Source organism: Actinomyces israelii DSM 43320 (genome assembly GCF_000711965.1).
GTDB lineage: Bacteria > Actinomycetota > Actinomycetes > Actinomycetales > Actinomycetaceae > Actinomyces > Actinomyces israelii.
On sequence record NZ_JONS01000016.1, the window covers coordinates 62,259 to 79,534 of the forward strand.

General features: G+C 70.6%; 16 protein-coding genes. 10 read left to right on the forward strand and 6 right to left on the reverse strand.

What is annotated here, in order from left to right; translation table 11 throughout:
* Positions 1 to 6 precede the first annotated feature (6 nt).
* The 4 genes from O145_RS07270 to glf are packed head-to-tail and all read right to left on the reverse strand — an operon-like array spanning position 7 to position 4,773.
* On the reverse strand, positions 7 to 732 hold the full coding sequence (locus O145_RS07270; RefSeq protein WP_043561757.1) for an ABC transporter ATP-binding protein: 726 nt from the start codon (positions 730 to 732) through the stop codon (positions 7 to 9).
* Positions 732 to 1,601 carry an ABC transporter permease gene (locus tag O145_RS07275; protein ID WP_043561758.1) on the reverse strand — a complete coding sequence of 290 codons (870 nt, stop codon included), beginning with the start codon at positions 1,599 to 1,601 and terminating at the stop codon, positions 732 to 734. Before O145_RS07275 ends, O145_RS07270 begins: the two co-directional genes overlap by 1 nt.
* On the reverse strand, positions 1,598 to 3,589 hold the full coding sequence (locus O145_RS07280; RefSeq protein ID WP_043561760.1) for a glycosyltransferase: 1,992 nt from the start codon (positions 3,587 to 3,589) through the stop codon (positions 1,598 to 1,600). The genes O145_RS07275 and O145_RS07280 overlap by 4 nt, the downstream gene beginning before the upstream one ends.
* Positions 3,586 to 4,773 carry a UDP-galactopyranose mutase gene (gene glf, locus O145_RS07285; RefSeq protein ID WP_043561762.1) on the reverse strand — a complete coding sequence of 396 codons (1,188 nt, stop codon included), beginning with the start codon at positions 4,771 to 4,773 and terminating at the stop codon, positions 3,586 to 3,588. The genes O145_RS07280 and glf overlap by 4 nt, the downstream gene beginning before the upstream one ends.
* Before the next feature lie 181 nt (positions 4,774 to 4,954).
* On the opposite strand from glf, the gene O145_RS16420 reads away from it, so the two are divergent.
* The 3 genes from O145_RS16420 (at position 4,955) to O145_RS07300 (ending at position 10,131) form a co-directional block, all read left to right on the forward strand.
* The gene (locus O145_RS16420) at positions 4,955 to 5,359 is read left to right on the forward strand and encodes a hypothetical protein (protein ID WP_052374805.1); all 405 of its coding nucleotides are present in this window, start codon (positions 4,955 to 4,957) and stop codon (positions 5,357 to 5,359) included.
* 419 nt (positions 5,360 to 5,778) lie between these two features.
* Entirely contained in the window at positions 5,779 to 7,752 is a 1,974-nt protein-coding gene (locus tag O145_RS07295; RefSeq protein ID WP_043561765.1) for a DUF6541 family protein, read from the forward strand.
* Positions 7,753 to 8,001: 249 nt separating this feature from the next.
* Positions 8,002 to 10,131, forward strand: a complete 2,130-nt coding sequence (locus O145_RS07300) for a DUF6541 family protein (RefSeq protein WP_043561768.1) — start codon at positions 8,002 to 8,004, stop codon at positions 10,129 to 10,131.
* On the opposite strand, the gene O145_RS07305 is transcribed toward O145_RS07300, so the two are convergent.
* Positions 10,115 to 12,049 (reverse strand): glycosyltransferase, encoded by a 1,935-nt coding sequence (locus O145_RS07305; protein ID WP_043561770.1) that lies wholly within the window; start codon positions 12,047 to 12,049, stop codon positions 10,115 to 10,117. The two genes, O145_RS07300 and O145_RS07305, sit on opposite strands and share 17 nt — an antisense overlap.
* A 163-nt stretch (positions 12,050 to 12,212) precedes the next feature.
* On the reverse strand, positions 12,213 to 12,638 hold the full coding sequence (locus tag O145_RS07310; RefSeq protein WP_043561773.1) for a hypothetical protein: 426 nt from the start codon (positions 12,636 to 12,638) through the stop codon (positions 12,213 to 12,215).
* 122 nt (positions 12,639 to 12,760) lie between these two features.
* Here O145_RS07310 and O145_RS07315 point away from each other — a divergent pair, with 122 nt between their 5' ends.
* From O145_RS07315 to O145_RS07350, 7 genes are all read left to right on the forward strand, one after another.
* Positions 12,761 to 13,048, forward strand: coding sequence for a helix-turn-helix domain-containing protein (locus O145_RS07315; RefSeq protein ID WP_043561775.1), 288 nt, complete (start codon positions 12,761 to 12,763; stop codon positions 13,046 to 13,048).
* 73 nt (positions 13,049 to 13,121) lie between these two features.
* Positions 13,122 to 13,502, forward strand: a complete 381-nt coding sequence (locus O145_RS07320) for a hypothetical protein (RefSeq protein ID WP_156966646.1) — start codon at positions 13,122 to 13,124, stop codon at positions 13,500 to 13,502.
* Positions 13,499 to 13,999 carry a phage antirepressor KilAC domain-containing protein gene (locus O145_RS07325; RefSeq protein WP_052374807.1) on the forward strand — a complete coding sequence of 167 codons (501 nt, stop codon included), beginning with the start codon at positions 13,499 to 13,501 and terminating at the stop codon, positions 13,997 to 13,999. Before O145_RS07320 ends, O145_RS07325 begins: the two co-directional genes overlap by 4 nt.
* Positions 13,996 to 14,403 carry a hypothetical protein gene (locus O145_RS07330; RefSeq protein WP_043561781.1) on the forward strand — a complete coding sequence of 136 codons (408 nt, stop codon included), beginning with the start codon at positions 13,996 to 13,998 and terminating at the stop codon, positions 14,401 to 14,403. Before O145_RS07325 ends, O145_RS07330 begins: the two co-directional genes overlap by 4 nt.
* A 97-nt stretch (positions 14,404 to 14,500) precedes the next feature.
* Positions 14,501 to 15,508 (forward strand): hypothetical protein, encoded by a 1,008-nt coding sequence (locus tag O145_RS16425; protein ID WP_052374808.1) that lies wholly within the window; start codon positions 14,501 to 14,503, stop codon positions 15,506 to 15,508.
* Complete coding sequence (locus O145_RS07345; protein WP_043561783.1) at positions 15,505 to 16,182, forward strand: hypothetical protein; 678 nt, start codon at positions 15,505 to 15,507, stop codon at positions 16,180 to 16,182. The genes O145_RS16425 and O145_RS07345 overlap by 4 nt, the downstream gene beginning before the upstream one ends.
* Positions 16,183 to 16,229: 47 nt before the next feature.
* The gene (locus tag O145_RS07350; RefSeq protein ID WP_156966647.1) at positions 16,230 to 16,910 is read left to right on the forward strand and encodes a hypothetical protein; all 681 of its coding nucleotides are present in this window, start codon (positions 16,230 to 16,232) and stop codon (positions 16,908 to 16,910) included.
* The last annotated feature ends 366 nt before the right edge of the window (positions 16,911 to 17,276 follow it).

Here is a 17,276-nt window from a genome sequence, read left to right on the forward strand (position 1 = left end):
TGGCTCTCACTCCCCGCGCATGCGGCGCACGACGTCCTTGGAGGGCCCGTCAGCGACCTTGACGCCCTTCTCCAGCAGGACCCCGCGCTCGCACAGGTCGGAGACCATATTGAGGTCGTGGCTGACGATGACCAGCGTCTTGCCCTGGTCGGACAGCCCGCGGATCTCGTCCAGGCACTTGCGCTGGAAGGGCTCGTCCCCCACCGCGAGGATCTCGTCGATGAGGAAGACCTCCGGGTCGGAGTGCACGGCGACGGCGAAGGCGAGACGCAGGAACATGCCCGAGGAGTAGAACTTGACCTCGGTGTCCATGAAGTCGGGGATCTCCGAGAAGTCCACGATCGAGTCGTAGGCGTCCTCGATCTGCTTCTTGGTCATGCCCAGGATCGCGCCGTTGAGGAAGACGTTCTCGCGGCCGGTCAGGTCGGGGTGGAACCCGGCCCCGACCTCGATGAGGCCCGCGACCCGCCCGCGGGTGCGGACCCGGCCGCCGTCGGGGCGCAGCACCCCGGAGATGAGCTTGAGCAGGGTGGACTTGCCCGAGCCGTTGAAGCCCAGCAGGGCCACGGTCTCGCCCTGGTGGACGTCGAAGGTGACGCCGTCGAGGGCCTTGAAGGTGTTGATGCCCAGGTCCTGCCTGCGCACGGCGGCGACGACGAGCTCCTTGAGCGAGCGGCGGTGCCGCAGGGTGAACTCCTTGGTCACCCCGGCGATCTCAATGCGTGTGTCCATCACAGCTCCTGCGCGAACTTGCCCTCGGTGCGCTTGAAGGCGAGCTGCCCCAGGCCCAGGACGATGAGCGAGCCGACCAGGCCGATGAGGGTGAGCACGAGGAAGGAGCCGATCCCGGGGACGGACTGGCCAGTGGCGGTGGACCAGAACCCGTAGTGGAACAGCTCGACGGCCACGGTCACCGGGTTCGCCTGGTAGACGTGCCATATCCATTCCGGGACGGCGTCCTTGACCTTGTCCGCCGGGTAGAGGACCGGCGAGACCCAGGTGGCGATCATGAGGATGAGGTCGACCAGGTTCTCGGAGTCCCGGAAGAAGACGTTGAGGCAGCCGAAGATGAGCCCCAGGCCCAGGGCCGCGAAGGTGACGATGAAGAACCCGACGGCAATGGCCGCCAGCCCCAGGAGCGTGGGCCTCCAGCCGTAGTAGAGGGATCCCGCCAGCAGCACGACCAGCTGGGGGACGAAGTGCACGACGGCCACGTAGGCGCTCGCCACCGGGAACATCTCGCGCGGCAGGAAGATCTTCTTGATCAGGGCCGCGTTCCAGATGAGCGTGCGCGTCGCATTGCCCATCACCTCCGAGAAGTAGGTGATGACGACCATCCCGGAGAACAGGTAGATCGGGTATGCGTACAGCGACTTGTTGAGAGCCAGGAAGACCCCCATCGCCAGGAAGTAGACGACGAACTGGACGGCCGGCTTGATATAGGACCAGGCCATGCCCAGCACGGACCCGTGGTAGCGGATCCGCAGCTCCTTCTTGACGATCAGTGACAGCAGGTAGCGCTGGCGGAAGACGTCGAGCAGACCCTTGGAGTGGCCGGGGACGATGAGCTCATCGTCCCCGACCGCAACAGCCTGAGTCACCGGGACTCCTCCGTGGCCGCGACCACGTCGGGGCGCGCCTCGTTCCCGGCGATACCGAAGGTCCGGGCCCATGCCTCGGGGCTGACGACCTCGCCGACGCTCGCCTGGTACTCGGCGTGAAGCTCCTCCCACTCTCGGCGCAGGCGCCGGTGCAGGACGATCGAGCGCGCCAGCAGCTCGCGGAAACGAGCGGGATCACGGTGGTACCAGGAGGCGCCCGAGCCCTCGGAGTTGGACACGATCGCGGAGTCGAACTGGGAGAGCATCCACCAGCGGGCCTGGGACCACGGCACGCGCGCCTCGGGATGGTCCAGGGACATCGTCTTGACCGGCAGGATCTGCTTGACGGAGCCCTTGGCGGCCATGGCGATGCGGCCCACAACGGTCTTGGGGTAGCCGAGGTCCTCGCCCCTGCGGGGCAGCTTCTCGCGGCGCACCTCGGGGAAGGCGTCGGGATCCTTCTCGACGATGGCGTCGTCGAAGTCCGAGCGCAGGGCGCGCACCTTGGGCACGATCGTGGAGATCCCCGCCTGGAGGTGCCCGGGGCCGGTGAGGATGTCCTCAATGGCCCTCAGGCGCAGCTCGACCACCGAGTACTGGGAGGACAGCAGGTGCTTGATCTGGCCCTGCATGGACTCGGTGACGACGTGCCCGCCGTGCTTGTACTGGGAGTGGATGAGGGCCGCCACCAGGCGGTTGCGCTCGTGGAAGTAGGCCTGCCAGTCCAGCGAGTCGTCTTTGTCCGTCCACGGCACGTGCCACACGGCGGCACCGGGGAAGGAGACTGTGGGCACTCCGGCGCCCCGGGCGCGCAGGCCGTACTCCGAGTCGTCCCACTTGATGAAGAAGGGCAGGCTCAGGCCGATCCTCCGGACCACGGATGTCGGGATCAGGCACATCCACCAGCCGTTGTAGTCGGCGTCGGCGCGCTGGTGCAGCCAGGCCGTGGTGCGCAGCGGCGCGGTGGCCAGGTCGTGGTCCGGCCGCGTGCCCTTGACCGCCCCCCACCAGAAGCGCCACGGCTGGACGTGCTCGGCGTAGGCGTGCAGCATGGTGCGCTCATACATGGAGAACATGTGCCCGCCCACGATCGTGGGCACGCGGGCCAGGTCCGCGAAGGCCACGGCCCGCACAATGCCCTCGGGATCGACGCGCACGTCGTCGTCGAGCAGGAGGACGTAGTCGGCGCCGCCCTCCATGGCCTCGTACATGCCGCGCGAGAAGCCGCCGGAGCCGCCGAGGTTGGGCTGGTTGATCACGCGCAGGCCCGCCCCTAGGGACTCGCGGGCGGCCGGGAAGCGGTCGTCGTCGACGACCTTCTTATTGCCCTGGTCGACGACGACGACCTCCTTGAGCACCTCCGGGAGGGTGTCGGAGGCGCCCAGCTGGCCGAGCACAGTGGCGCAGTCGGTGGGGCGGTTGTAGGTGGTGATACCGATCGTCGCCCTGCCCCGGGGGGTCTCGGCGGGCACCTGCGCCTCCCACCGGGCGGCCTCGACGACGGCGTCCTCGGAGTCGGCCGCGACGTCGAACCAGTACCAGCCGCCGTCGCCGAAGGTGTTGAGCGAGAGCTCGAAGACCAGCTCGGAGGGCTCGGGGGCGATGCGGGCGGAGTCGACGCGGTGCGAGGCGCCGCGGGCATTGGACTTGTAGACGATCACGGAGCCTGAGCCGGAGACGGTCACCCGCAGAATCACCCGCTCCACGATCGTCCAGCGCCGCCAGTAGGCCGCGGGGAAGGCGTTGAAGTAGGTGCCGAAGGAGGAGCGGCTCTGGGCCGGGATCCGGTAGCTGTAGCGCGAGACGATCTGGCCGGGGCTCTGGTGCGTGGTCTCCGCAATGCCGATCTGGGCGGTCTCGTCATCGCGGTCCTCCTTGGTGACGGGAGCCACGGAGATGATCTCGCCCTCGGCGTACAGCGGCAGGATGTCGGAGTCGCCGTCGGCGGGCAGGACGAACCTCTGCAGAACGCGTGTGGTGGTGCTCATGCCTCGATCCCCTCTCCGTTCAGAGCGGCGCCGTCCCGGAAGTGCGGGGCGATCCTGTTGTCGAACACCGACAGGGCCGAGCCGATGGCCATGTGCATGTCCAGGTACTTGTAGGTGCCCAGGCGTCCGCCGAAGACGACGCCCTGCTCCCCCGCGGCGAGCTCGCGGTAGGCGAGCAGCTTCTCGCGGTCCTCCGGGGTGTTGACCGGGTAGTAGGGCTCGTCGCCCTCCTCGGCGAAGCGCGAGTACTCCTTCATAATGACGGTCTTGTCCGCGGGGTAGTCGCGCTCGGGGTGGAAGTGGCGCGGCTCGATAATGCGGGTGTACTCGCGGTCGGCGTCCGGGTAGTTCATGACGCTCGTGCCCTGGAAGTCCCCGGTGTCGGGGTACTCGGTGGCCAGGTCGATGGTGCGCCAGCTCAGCGCGCCCGCCGAGTAGTCGAAGTACCGGTCCAGGGGCCCGGTGTAGACGATCGGGACCCTCCCCCTGAGCGCCGCCCTGTTGTAGGGCTGGGACTCGTCGAAGAAGTCCGCTCCGAGGGCGACCTCGATATCGGGGTGGTCGACCATCTTCTCCAGCCAGGCGGTGTAGCCGTCGGTCGGCAGGCCCTCATGGGTGTCGTTGAAGTAGCGGTTGTCGTAGGTGTAGCGCACGGGCAGGCGCGAGATGATGGAGGCGGGCAGGTCCTTGGGGTCCGTCTGCCACTGCTTGCCGGTGTAGTCCTTGATGAAGGCCTCGTACAGCGGGCGCCCGATGAGGCTGATGCCCTTGTCATTGAGGTTCTCCGGGTCCTTGCCCGCCAGCTCGCCGGCCTGCTCGGCGATCAGGGCGCGGGCCTCGTCCGGGGAGTAGGCGGCGGAGAAGAACTGGTTGATCGTGCCGAGGTTGATCGGCATGGGGTACACCACGCCGTCGTGGGTGGTGTAGACGTGGTGCACGTAGGGGGTGAAGGACGTGAAGCGGTTCACGTACTCCCACACGCGCTCATTGGACGTGTGGAACAGGTGGGCGCCGTACCTGTGGACCTCGATGCCGGTTCTCGGATCCGGCTCGGAGTAGGCGTTGCCGCCGATGTGGTCACGCTTGTCGATGACGAGCACCTTGAGGCCCAGCTCGTTGGCGCATCGCTCCGCGACCGTCAGGCCGAACAGGCCCGAGCCGACGATGACGATGTCGTGGTTCACCGTGATTGTCCCTCCGTAGCGTAGGCAGTAGCCCGATCGTAGCCGATCGGGCACCGGCCCCCGCGCGATCGGTCCAATCTCACCCCGACCGCCCGGCGCCGCGGGCGCGGCGCCGGGCGCCGGCCGACGTCCCGGTCTGCATCCTTCCCTGGGGGCCGCGGCCCTGATCACGACCTGGCTCGTGGCGCGCGAGCCCAACACGCCCGACGCCATCTCGCAGACCTTCGACGTCGTGCTCCGCCCCAATGCCGTGGAGTGGGTCATGGGGGCCCAGCGCCGCCCTGGTCCCCGTCGTCATCGGGCTCTGGGTCGCGCTGCGGCCTCCACGGAGGGCCGCCTCATGGAGCCCGACAGTGCCATGAGCGCCGTCATCGGGGAAAGCTCCGTTATTGGGAAGGTCGTCGCCTCAACGCCACAGTGGCAGCCCATTGTCCGGATCATGGCGGTCCCCGCGGTCGTCGGCGCCGTCGCCGACTGGGCGGCGCGGCAGCACCCCGCCCTTCGACTCCGGGAGGCGAGCAGTCGGCGGCGAGTGACCCACGGCGCTCTCGTGGCTGTCCTGGTCCTTTTCGGTCCCGCCAACTAGTCGCCTTCCCAGGCCCTGCGCAGGCTCGAGTCCGCACACATTATGAATGCGGACTCCCCGCTCCCAGCATCTGACGAGATGGCGCTCATCAAGAGACTTCCTGATCTCGTGGGCGAGGGCGAGGCCGTCGCGGTGGACCCGCACAGCATAGTCGGCGCAAGGCTCCGCCTCGCTGCGATCGATCCGCGAGCGGGCGACGCCCTGAGCAGCCCCGGCGCCCACTACGTCCTCCACTTCCCGGGAAAGGCGATCGGCCCCGGGACGGTTTCGAAGGATTTACGAGCCCGCCAGCCGTCGACGGCTTCGCACCCGTCTCCGGGCGGGGAAGGGCGGCCCTCTACCGCATCACAACCCGCGAATAGGGGCGACCCGGCCGGCCTTGCAAGCATGTCCCTGATGTGAGCGTAAACTCTGCTTCCGTGTGGCCCTCACTCATTCCTGTTTTCACCGCAGCCGCTGCGCTGCTGTTCATTCCCGGCGTTCTCGTCGGCGCAGCCGCGAGGCTGCGAGCATCCCTCGTCGTCGCCATGGCGCCGGCGATCTCCATCGCCATCATCGCCGGGACCGGCGTGGTGGCGCCCGTGGTGGGACTGGCCTGGGGCCCGGGGCCGATCGCGGCGGTCACTGCGCTGACGAGCCTCGCCCTCCTGGCGGCCAGGCTCTGGATCTCCAGGCGGCGCCCCGAGCGCCCAACGGCGGGCCCCCACCAGCAGTCCGCCCCCGTCGCCACCTGGTGTGTGGCGTGGCCGCTGTCGGCCGCCCTCACCGGATACACCGTGGGCCGCGTCCTGAACACCCCCGACGCCATCTCCCAGACCTATGACGCGGTGTTCCACCTCAATGCCGTGGAGTGGATCCTCAAGACGGACAACGCCTCGTCGCTCCGCTTTCTCATGGAGGCCCCCGAGGGGAGCGTCTACCCACTCGGCTGGCACACGCTCATCGCCGCGGCCATGAAGCTGTGCGGTGCGACGGACATCCCCCTGGCAACCAATGCGATGGTGCTGGCCGTGGCGGGCCTGGTGTGGACCTCCGGCTGCCTGACGCTGACGCACATCCTCTTCCGCGGGCGCCCCCTGGCCCTGCTCACCGCCGCGGTCATGACCGGCAGCTTCGCCGCCTTCCCCTTCCTCCTGCTGAACTGGGGCGTGCTCTACCCGAACTTCCTGTCCGTCGCCCTGCTCCCCGCGCTGCTGGCCGCCGCCCGCGACCTGGTGCCCATCGGCGCTCAGCCCGGTAGCCGATCGAACGGCCTTCTCCTGCCGGTGGGTGTTCTCGGCGTGGGGGGTCTCGGACTGACCCAGCCCAACACCGTCGCCACGCTCCTGATCGCCCTCGTCATCCTGACCATGGCAAGGCTGGCCGCCACCCTGCGCACCCCACCCGGCGAGCGCCCCGCGGGCGCGCTCCGCCGCCAGGGGCTCGCCGCCGGCGGCCTGGCGACCGCCCTGGTCCTCACCTGGATCGTCATGCGGCCGCCCCAGGGGGCGGCGATCTGGGGCCCGAGCTATGCGGCGAGCGGCTCCATCGGCGAGGCCGTGACCGCCACACCCGCACAGCTATGGGTGATCTGGGTGCCCGCCGTACTGACCCTCGTCGGCTTCGTCGCGGCGCTGCGAACCGATGGGTACAGGTGGCTGGCCGCCCTCCACGCCACCACGAGCGTCCTGTACGTCATCGCTCGATCCACTCCGGAAGCGAACCAGCGCTTCTTCCTGGTGGGCATCTGGTACAACGACTCCAATCGCCTGGCGGCTCTGATCCCGGTCACCGCCGTGCCCCTGGCGGCACTGGGCATGCTCATCGCCGCGCGCTGGGCGCTCGGGATGGGCCGACGTCTCATCCCTGCGAAGCGTGTTGCCAGGCGTGTCCGCGTCCTGTCGTGGTGGCGATGGGCCGCCTACCCCGCAGTGGTCACCGCCCTGGCGCTGACCGGGCCGCTGTCGAGCGCAATGTCGAATACGGTGTGGCTGTTCGAGCAGACCTACACGTTCTCACCGGGCTCCTCCTCGCTCACCCCCGACGAGCGCGCCCTGATCGACGAGCTCCCGGGCCTGGTCGACAAGAACGCCGTGGTCGCCGTCGACCCCAGGTCGGGCGCCGCCCTCGCCTACGCCCTCGCCGGCGTCGACACCAGCGTGAAGCACCTGCTCCACCGGCACGACCCCGAGCTCTACATCGTCCAGGACAAGCTCAACAAGGCCGCCACGGACCCCACCGTCTGCCCGGCGGTCAACAAGATCGGCGCCACCTACGCGCTCTACTTCCCCGGCAAGACGATCTCGAACCAGAAGCCCTTCCCCGGATTCGCCCGCCTCGACACCGCCCCGGGCTTCGAGCTCGTCGCCAAACAGGGCGACGCGGCCCTCTACCGCATCACCGCCTGCGAGTAGCCCACGACGTGCAGGGCGCCCGAGCAGGTTCAGGGACAGCAGGAGGAGAGACTCAGACGGCACAGCCCCGCGGCACTACAATCACATCTGCACGGTGAGACAGCAGTGATGCTCACCGCGGCAATGAGCAAGAATCACGAACAGTTTCACGTCTACCCCACCTGTCCCATCCCCACCCGCCTCGGCGGGGTCTGAGGCGCTTCCGCGCCTTCAGTGAGCGGCTACACCCGCCAGCCCGAAAGGATCCTCATGGCCAGCTGGAGCGATCTTCTGCTTCCCCTGTTCGTCGCAGCGGTTCTGCTGTACCTACCCGGCGGCCTCATCACTGCCGCGGCCCGCCTCCCCGTCCGAGTAGCGGTGGCAGTGGCGCCGCCCCTGTCTGTGGCGATCATTGCCGGAACCGGGATCATCGCCCCCATGGTGGGGCTGGCCTGGGGCCCTGGCCCGGTGGCGGGCGTGAGCGTCATCGCAGTTCTGGCGGCTCTGGCCGTGCACCACGCGAGCACGCTCCTGGCCTCCCGCCGGGGTGGGGGCATCCCCGCTGCCGGGCCCGGAGCGAGGGCCTCGTCCGAGCCCGGCAAGGCCGCCTCGGATGAGCCCGCCGCCCCGGCCGACGGGCCCTCCGCGAGAACAAAGGCCGCCGCCAAGGAGTCCGCGGCGCCCGCCCCCTCTCCTGGGCGCATGGGCGCGTGGACTGCCCGATGCCGGAGCGCCGCCTCCGACCTGCTCGGCGACCTCGGCCTGTGGGTGCTCTCGGCCGCCCTCATGACGATGGTCTGCGTTCGGCTCATCAAGGCGCCGGACGCCTTCTCCCAGACCTATGACGCGGTCTTCCACCTCAACGCCGTGCGCTGGATCCTCGACACCGGCAACGCCTCGACCCTGAGCTTCGACATGGTCGTCTCCAACGGAGCGATCTACCCCCTGGCCTGGCATACTCTTGTGGCGCTCACCATGCGCATATCGGGTACCACGAGTATCCCCCTGGCCACCAACGCCGTCATGTTCGCGGTCGCCGGCCTCGTGTGGACCTCCGGGATCATCGCGCTGACGAGCGCCCTCACGGCAGGTCGCCGAGCCGGGCGGATCGCATCCGCCGTCCTCGCCTCCGCGGCGCCGGCGTTCCCGCTGCTCGTCCTGTCCTGGGGCATCCTGTACCCGGTGTTCCTGGCGACCGCAGTGCTTCCGGGCATCCTCCTGACCGCGGTGGCCGCCGTCGACCCACGGATGCCGCTGTCACGCCGGGCGGTCCCGTGGCTCATGGCGGCAGGCGGATGCGCGGGGATGGTGCTGGCGCATCCCTCGCTCCTCGTCGTCGCGATCCTGGCCGCGGTGATTGCGGCTGCGGCCCGCACCGTGTCCATGACCGTCTCCGCCAGGACGCGCCATGACGCGCTCCGAGCTGTCCGGACGTGCGTCCTGACGGTGGTCTTGGCCGCGGGATCGTGGTTCCTCGCCGCTCCTTCGCTGCGCGCCTCCAGAGGCGTCTCGTACTGGGCACCGCACACCTCCGTGTCCGGGGGTATCGGCGAGGCGGTGACGAGCGCGCCGGACACCACCGCTATCGTCTGGCTGCTGGCGTTCCTGGTCGCCGTCGGCTTCTTCGCGGCCTGGCGCCGCCCGAGCCTGTGGTGGGTGGCGGCGCTGCACGCCGTGCTCTGCGGGCTGTATGTCATGAACGTCTCCCAGCCGTTCAGTGAGCTGCGGTACAACCTGACAGGATTCTGGTACTCCGACCCTAATCGCCTGATCTCGCTCATGATGGTCACGGCGCTGCCGCTGGCGGGCGTCGGCACGTGCGCCCTCGCCGACGCCATCATCCCTGCGCTGCCCCGCGCGGCGCACGCCGTCAGAACGGTGACCGGCATCCGGGCAACGCTGACCGTCGTCGCCATCGTCGTGCTCGCCTGGCAGGGGCCCTGCAGCGCCGCGATGTCCCACAACATCAAGAGTCTGGGGCAAACGTTCCGTCTGACTGACAAGTCGCTCCTGCTGACAACCGACGAGCTCGCCGTCGTAAACCAGCTGCCTGACCTGCTCGGCCCGGACGACGTCGTCCTGGCCGACCCGTGGAGAGGCGGCTCACTCGCCTACGCGCTCACCGGCGTCAACACGCTGCCCAGGCACATGACCTCCTACAGCGCCACGAGCCCGGCCCTGCAAGTCCTGGAGGACAGCCTCGACGAGGTGCGTCTCAACCCCGAGATCTGCCCCGCGATCAAGGAGCTCGGCGTGGACTACGTCCTGGACTTCAAGGGCCGCGCCATCCTGAACCACCCGATGGAGCCGGGCCTGTCCGGCATCCGGCCCGGCAACGGCTTCGAGCCGGTCCTGAAGATCGGGAACGCGACCTTGTACCGCATTACCGCGTGCGCCTGAGCAGCACCCTCTGGGCGGCGCGGTAGGCCGCCTGGCGCGCCGCGGTCGGCACCAGGCGGTAGCCCGCGCGCACCGCGAGGTTGCGCGCGTACTGGGGCGCCGTGGTGATGCCGGTGCGGCGCATCCTCGACTGGATCTCCAGCTCGCTGCGCAGCAGGCGCAGGCCCCCGCGCCGCGCGTAGGCGCCCGCCCCCACCCGGTAGCGCACCAGGACCTGCGGCACGTTGGTGGCGCGCACGCCGTCGTGAATCATGCGGGCGAACAGCCAGTAGTCCTCCATGAGGTCGAGGGGCTGGTAGCCGCCGGCGGCGCGCACCGCGGCCGCCCGGTAGACGACCGAGGGGTGGTTGAAGGGGTCGCGCAGGGCCAGGACGCGGCGGATCTGGGCAGGATCCGAGGGCTGGCGGCGGATGACGCCGCCGGCGTCGGCCTCGTCGTCGAACTCCTGGATGGCCGAGCCCACCAGGTCGTACCCGGCCGCGATGAGCGGCAGCTGGGTGGCGAAGCGCTCGGGGACGGAGATGTCGTCGGCGTCCTGGCGGGCGACCACATCATGGGTCGCCTCGGCCAGTCCGGCCTCCAGGGCGAGCGCCAGGCCCGCGTTGTCGGCCAGCTCGAGCACCCGCACCGGCACGGCGCCGCTCAGCTCGCCCCGGCGCGCGCGGGCGAGCACGTCCTCCAGCTCATCGGGCACGGGCCCGTCGCGCACGATGAGGACCTCGTCGGGGCGCAGGGTCTGCTCGACGGTGACCGAGGCCAGGCTGCGGCGCAGGAAGTCTGCGCGGTCTCCCCGGTAGACCGGCAGCAGCACGCTGAACGGCGGGGCGGGCGCATCGGGGTCGGAGTCGGCACCGGGACCTGCATCGGTGTCCGCAGCGCCCGCGTGTTCCGGCGGGCTCGATGCGGCCTGCGCCCCGTCGTCCGCCTCGGCGGCGCTCCGGCGCCGACCGGCGCCGCCGGCCTCTCCGGCGGCCCGGGCCGCGGCCTCGACGGCGGCGACGTCGGCCTGGACGGGCGTGCCCAGGAAGACCTCCGCGTTGCCCGCGGGCCGCGCCAGCCCCTCGAGCAGGCCCTGGCGGCCCGCCCGCCACAGCGCGCCGCGGTCGGCCGAGCTCACCGTCGCGCGCAGCCAGCGGCGGGCCGTGGCCGCCTCATAGGCCGCCCGCTCCAGGGCCCCGAGCCCCTCGGAGTCGCGGAAGGTCCAGATCTTGTTGCGGACCTCGAAGCGGAACCGCTCCCCCGGGTCGGCGTCCGAGGAGCCCAGCGCCCTGGTGAGGTGGTGCACGACCGATGCCGGCACGTACAGGCCGATCCGCCCCCGCAGGATCCGGGAGGTGTACTCGAAGTCGTCGTTCCACAGGAAGTAGGAGGCGCGCGGCAGGCCGACCTCGCGCACGGCGCGCGCGTCGAGCAGGATCGACACGAAGGAGGCGGTGCGGATCTGCCGGGCGCCGACCAGCGCGGCGTGGCGGTGGAGCGCAGGCGGAAGCGCGGGACGGGTGCGCGGGCGGTTCATGGGGTGCTCGGTGCCGTCGGTCCACACGGCCCTGGAGGCCAGCAGCGCCGGGGCCCCCGGGTAGGCCTCGGCGGCCCGGACGAGGGCCTCCAGGGCGGTCGCGGTGGGGACGGTGTCGTCGTCCATGATCCAGATCCAGTCGGCCCGCGGGAAGCGCGTGAGGGCGCGCGCGATGCCGGCGGCGAATCCGCCCGCGCCCCCGGTGTTGGTGGGGAGCTCGACGACGTGTGCGCCCAGCGGGTGGGTCGAGGCGACCTCGCGGGAGTCATCGGTGGAGGCGTTGTCCACCACGACCGTGCCCGTCGGCGCCACGGTCTGCTCCGACAGGCCGTCGAGGCACCGGCGCAGCAGCTCCTGACGGTTGTAGGCGACGACGACGGCGACGACGTTCGTGCGGCTCACTGGGGATCCTTCCGTATCCTTCCGCGGACTGGGCCAAGTGTGCCCCATCCGGGACCTGCCGGGCGCGCTCGGGGCGCTCGCCGCGCTCGAACGAGCCGGCCCGCCGCCGCGCGCAGGAGCGACGGGGCCCGGCCGGAGCCGCAGCAATCCGGGGAGCGCTCGTCTACGGCAGGTCGCTGAACGCGTCGGCCTCGGCCTCGACGTCGCCTCTGACGTGCTGCGCCGCGGCCCGCTCCAGCGCGTCCGCGGGCAGGTCCACCACCGCCCGCCCCGTCCCGATCGGGACCACGGCGCCCGGCGCGGATGCGGCCGAGCTGTGACCGGCGCCCGCCGTTGTGGGCGTGTCGATACGCCGTTCGGCCTCCTGGACGACCTCCCACGCGACCAGACCGAGAGCGTGGCTGATCTGCTCGACCTCGCCGGTGGTCATCGACTTGCCGCGTCTGAGGACGTCCCCGAGCCTGGTCAGCCTCACCCCTGAGGCGCGAGACAGCGCCCGAAGACTGTAGTCCGAGGTGCTCAGCGCCTCGTCGAGGATCTGCGCAAGAGCCCTGTCGATCGGGTGCGAGTCGAGCGGCTTCTGTCCCATCGCAGAATGATCTCATATGCGAGCACCCAAGAGCAACGACTTGACAACGTGCGTGAATACGAGCAATCTTGAGGCATCGGTGTTCGTGAAAGCGAACAGACCGTTCGAGAGGAGGCTCCCGCATGGATGTCGAGGCCGAGATCCGGGCCGAGATGGCGCGCCAGGGCGTCAGCATCACCGACCTCGCCCGGCGCATAGGCGTGAAGCGCGCCTACCTCGGCCGCCATCTCAAGGCCGGCGACCTCAGGACCAGCCACGTGACGGCCATCGGCGAGGTGCTCGGCGTGCCCGCATCCGAGTTCTTCCGGCGCGCCGAGCCGCTCGCGGCCCCACGGAGGAGGCCTGACGGACGCGCAACGCCGATGCCCTCTCAGTCCGTGAGCCGAGCCGTCGAGGCGCCGCGCCCCTGATCCCCCACCCCAGAAGAGACGTCCTCACCCGTGGCGACAGATGAGGGCGAGACCCAGAAGAAAGGTCCAAACCATGGCCGGTACTACTACGAGCCCCACTACTGCGAGCCCCCTGGTCGGGGCGATTGACGCGATGCGAACGGAGGTCGAGCGTCTGGAGACGCTCGGGCTCCGGGTCAGCAACCCCACGGCCGCCGTCATGCCCGGCAGAAGGCCCGCATGGACGCTGCACCTGTCTGTCGGCGACAGGAGCGCAGACCAGGACCAGGCGCTCCGCCTGGCGCTGGGGGCGGGCTATGTCGAGGCCTTCCGCTATGTCAGCCACGGGCGCCTGTGCGTCTGCCTCAGCATGGACGGGCGGCATGACCGCCGGACCGCAGTCGTCGCCCTGCGCCGGGCCTCGGAGGCGGAGGTCATCGCCGCCGCCGGGAACGACGAGGGAGGCGCGGCATGAGCGTCGCCGTCTCCCCGGCCGCCACCGAGACCGCCCCGCCCGGGCCGGACTGCGCCACCCGTCTGGCCGCCATCCTGAGGGAGGAGCGCGCCCGGCGCGAGCGGGTCGAGGCCGAGAACAGGGCTCTCGTCCCGAAGGCCCGCAGCTTCGACCACTTCCTGTCCTCGGGCGACGACTACTCCGTGGCAACGGTCGCTCAAACCCTGGTGCGCGCCGGCGCCAGGACCGGCCGGAACCGCCTCTTCACCGTCATGGAATCCATGGGGTGGGTCTACAAGCCCAAGGGCCACCGCCGGTGGCGCGCCTACCAGAGGGCCGTCGAGGCCGGACTCGTGCGGGTGCGCCTGGGCAAGTACGAGGACCAGGGCACCGGTGACGTCCACGCCACCCACACGGTCCGCGTCACCCCGAAGGGTCTGGTCCGCCTCGCCGCCCGCTTCGGCGTGAACCTCGACCACAACGACGACTGCGCGCACGAGGAAGGGGCGCAGGCATGAGCGGGGTCGTGCTGATCACCGCCGCCCGGGTGGAGGACCGCCGGCACCTGGTGGGACGGATCGCCCTCCAGGACGGAGGCATGCTGGCCGTGAACGGTCACGGGAGCAGGACGTTCGACGTCGTGAGGAAGCGCGACGTCGATACCGTCACCATCCTGGACGAGGAGGGTCTGGACTCGCTCACGGCCTGGCTGAGCACAGACCCGGACATCGACCCTGTCCGACGGCAGGATGCAGCCGACGACGTCCTGGACCACCTGGTGGATGGCCAGCCGGCAGTCGAGTCCACCGACCACCTGCGCGCCGGGCACTGGCTCCGCCACCTGGCCGAGCAGGCCGTCGAACGGCTCGAGGACGACGCCCCGTGCCGCACCGGCCGCGGCAGCCCAAAGGCGGCGTCATGAGTATCGGAGCCCTCACTGAGGGCTCACGGAGCCTCACCGAGGACTCGGTGAGCCCCGACAGCAGCCTCAGCAGGGACGTAGAGCAGGGAGCAGCACGATGAGAATCCGGACGATCAAGCCAGACTTCTGGCGCAGCGACGACGTCGCCGCCCTCAGCATCGAGAACCGGCTCCTCTTCATCGGCCTGTGGTCCTACGTCGACGACAACGGCGTGGGCCGCGATTCCGTGCAGCTGATCCAGTGCGACCTGTTCCCTCTCGACCCCCTCGCCGAGGGCTCACTGAGGGTTCAAGCGGGACTCGAGCAGCTTGCGGAACGGGGACTGATCATCCGTTTTGAGGGCCCCGACGGGCGTCGATACCTGCAAGTCGTCTCGTGGGCCCGGCACCAGCGGATCAATCGCCCTTCAAAGCCAAGATATCCGCACTACGACGCCGAGACCTGCACCCTCACGGACGTCTCGCCACGTCCTCACGACAGGCTCACTGAGGGCTCACCCCCGGAGCAAGGAGCAGGGACCAGGGAAGCAGGATCAGGGAAGCAGGAGCCGCTCGCCGACGGGAGCAACGTGCTGCGGATTCCCGACGGCCAGTCCCGGCCCGAGGCCGGCCCTGAGGCGGACCAGCCCGGTGCCGACGACGCCGACGCGGACATCATTGACGCGGACCCCGCCGACGCCCACCAGTCCCGCCCGGCGGAGCCGACCAGGTCGGCCGAGCCGGTACGCGACGACGTCGAGCAGGTGTGTAAGCACATGGCCGGCTCCGTCCAGGAGCGCACCGGCCGCCGCCCCGCCGTGACCAGGGCCTGGAGAACCGCGGCCCGGCTCATGCTCGACCGTGACGGCCGCACCGTCGCCGACTGCGTCGCCGCCATCGACTGGGCGGCCCGTGACGACTTCTGGTCCGCCAACATCCTGAGCCTGCCCAAGCTCCGCAAGCACTACGACCAGCTCAGCCTTCAAGCCCGGCGCCGCCGACGACCATGCGCCGTCTCGCCGCTGGGCAACACCGGCAACCTGACCGAGGCCGACTGGAGGGCCGTGGTCAACGACCTGTGGACGCCCGCCGACTACCGCCGCGTCGTCGAGGAGGAGGCATCGTGACCGTCACCGCAGCCGCCTGCGAGCAGGCCATCCGCCTCCTGCGCGGAGCCGGCGTGGCCGGCCTGGCCGACGCCAGCCCCGACGTGTGGGCGGCCGTCCTGAACGCCGCCCCGCTCACCACCATCGGCGCCGGCGGGCGACGCACCCCGGTGACCCGCCCCGACGGCACCACGGCCGTGCTCGGCCCCGAGGACCGGGAGGTGCTCCCGGCCGCCACCCGGATCGCCTCCGTCGGCGGCCGGTTCGTGCAGGCCGCCGACCTGGCCGCCGCCATCCAGGACCGCCGCCACGGCGACCGCCAGACCCGCGTCGCCCGCATCCGCGCCGACGCCGCCGCCCACGGGCCGCTCATCCCCGACGGCCTCGGAGGCGACGTCGCCGCCGAGCTCGCCTGGCGCCGGGCCGCCACCGCCGCCATCGGCGCCGGGGCCGACCGCCCCCGGGCCGAGGCACGCGCCTGGGCGGCCATCGGCCGCGCCCCGGCCGCCCTCGCCCCCGGCGCCGACCGGTCCGGAGACGTCCGCAGGCTCATCACCGCCGGGGCGCCGGAACCGTCCCGCGACTCGCCGGTGACGGCCGGCAGCCGCCGGACAGGTGGGGAGCGCCTCCGGCGCGTCCCAGCAGGAACATCTCCGACTCAACCGCACGAACACACCAGGGAGACACGCCCGTGACCCGCCACCCCGCACCCGCAGCCATGTGCGTCGATATCCATCGGTGGATGACGCACCTCGACGACGCCGCCACCGCCACCGCCGGAGGCCCGCCACGCGCCGTCCGGCGTTCCAGCGCCCCGGCCGAGCGGCTCCCCTTCGGACTCGCCGCACGCCTCGATGAGCTGGACGAGGGCATGGCCGGCGCCAGGAGCGCTCAGGGAATCACCGTCATTCTCGCCGGGTGGGCTGATGCCGTCGCCTCGCTCAGGGGCGAGACTCGCACGCTCCCGCCCGCCGTCTACCTCGCCGCCACCGTCCACTGGTGGACCGCCGAGTACGGGGACGCCGACGCGCTGCTGGACGACCTCACCACCTGCTGGGACAGGCTCGCCCGTCTCACCGGCCATACCGACCAGGCCGACCCCGGCCACCGGTGCCCGGCCTGCGGCGGCGCACTCTTCCAGGCCGCTACCGATCGCGGCCTGACCGACTGGCGCACCTGCGCCGCCTGCGACACCTGGTGGCCCGATGGACGCACCATCGACGCAGCCCGCCACCACACCATCACGACCACCACGACCGGTACCCACTGGGTCACCAGGCAGCACGCCCTCACCATCCACCCGAGCCTCACCGCCGCTACCCTGAGGCAGTGGGTCCGCCGTGGCCACGTGGCAGCGCGCGGCAGCCTCGTCAACCTCGTCGACATCAATCAGCGCCTCGCTGGTGAGGAAGCCCGAGCATGATCGCCACGCCGCCTCGTACCCATCTTGCAGGTGCGCACTCGATGTGCTAACTTGGGTGTCACGCTTCGAGGGCACCACTGTGCCCAGGTGAGTATCAGTCTCCAGCGCCCCAGGCAGCATTGCAGCAGCCTGGGGCGGACGTGTATCGCGACGACGCGAAGAAGCAGCCCTGGAACGACGCCGCACGCCGCAGACAGGCCGTCCCCGTCGAGCCGCCCCTCTCCCACGCGCAAGAAGCCGATCGAAGCACCGCAGGCGCGGAAAGCGAGGCGGAGATCTCTTTCCCGCGCGCGAGAAGCCGATCGCCCAGCAAGTCTTCGCCCGCACTGCGGGCCTCCCCATGACCATCCTCAAATCCCTCAAATC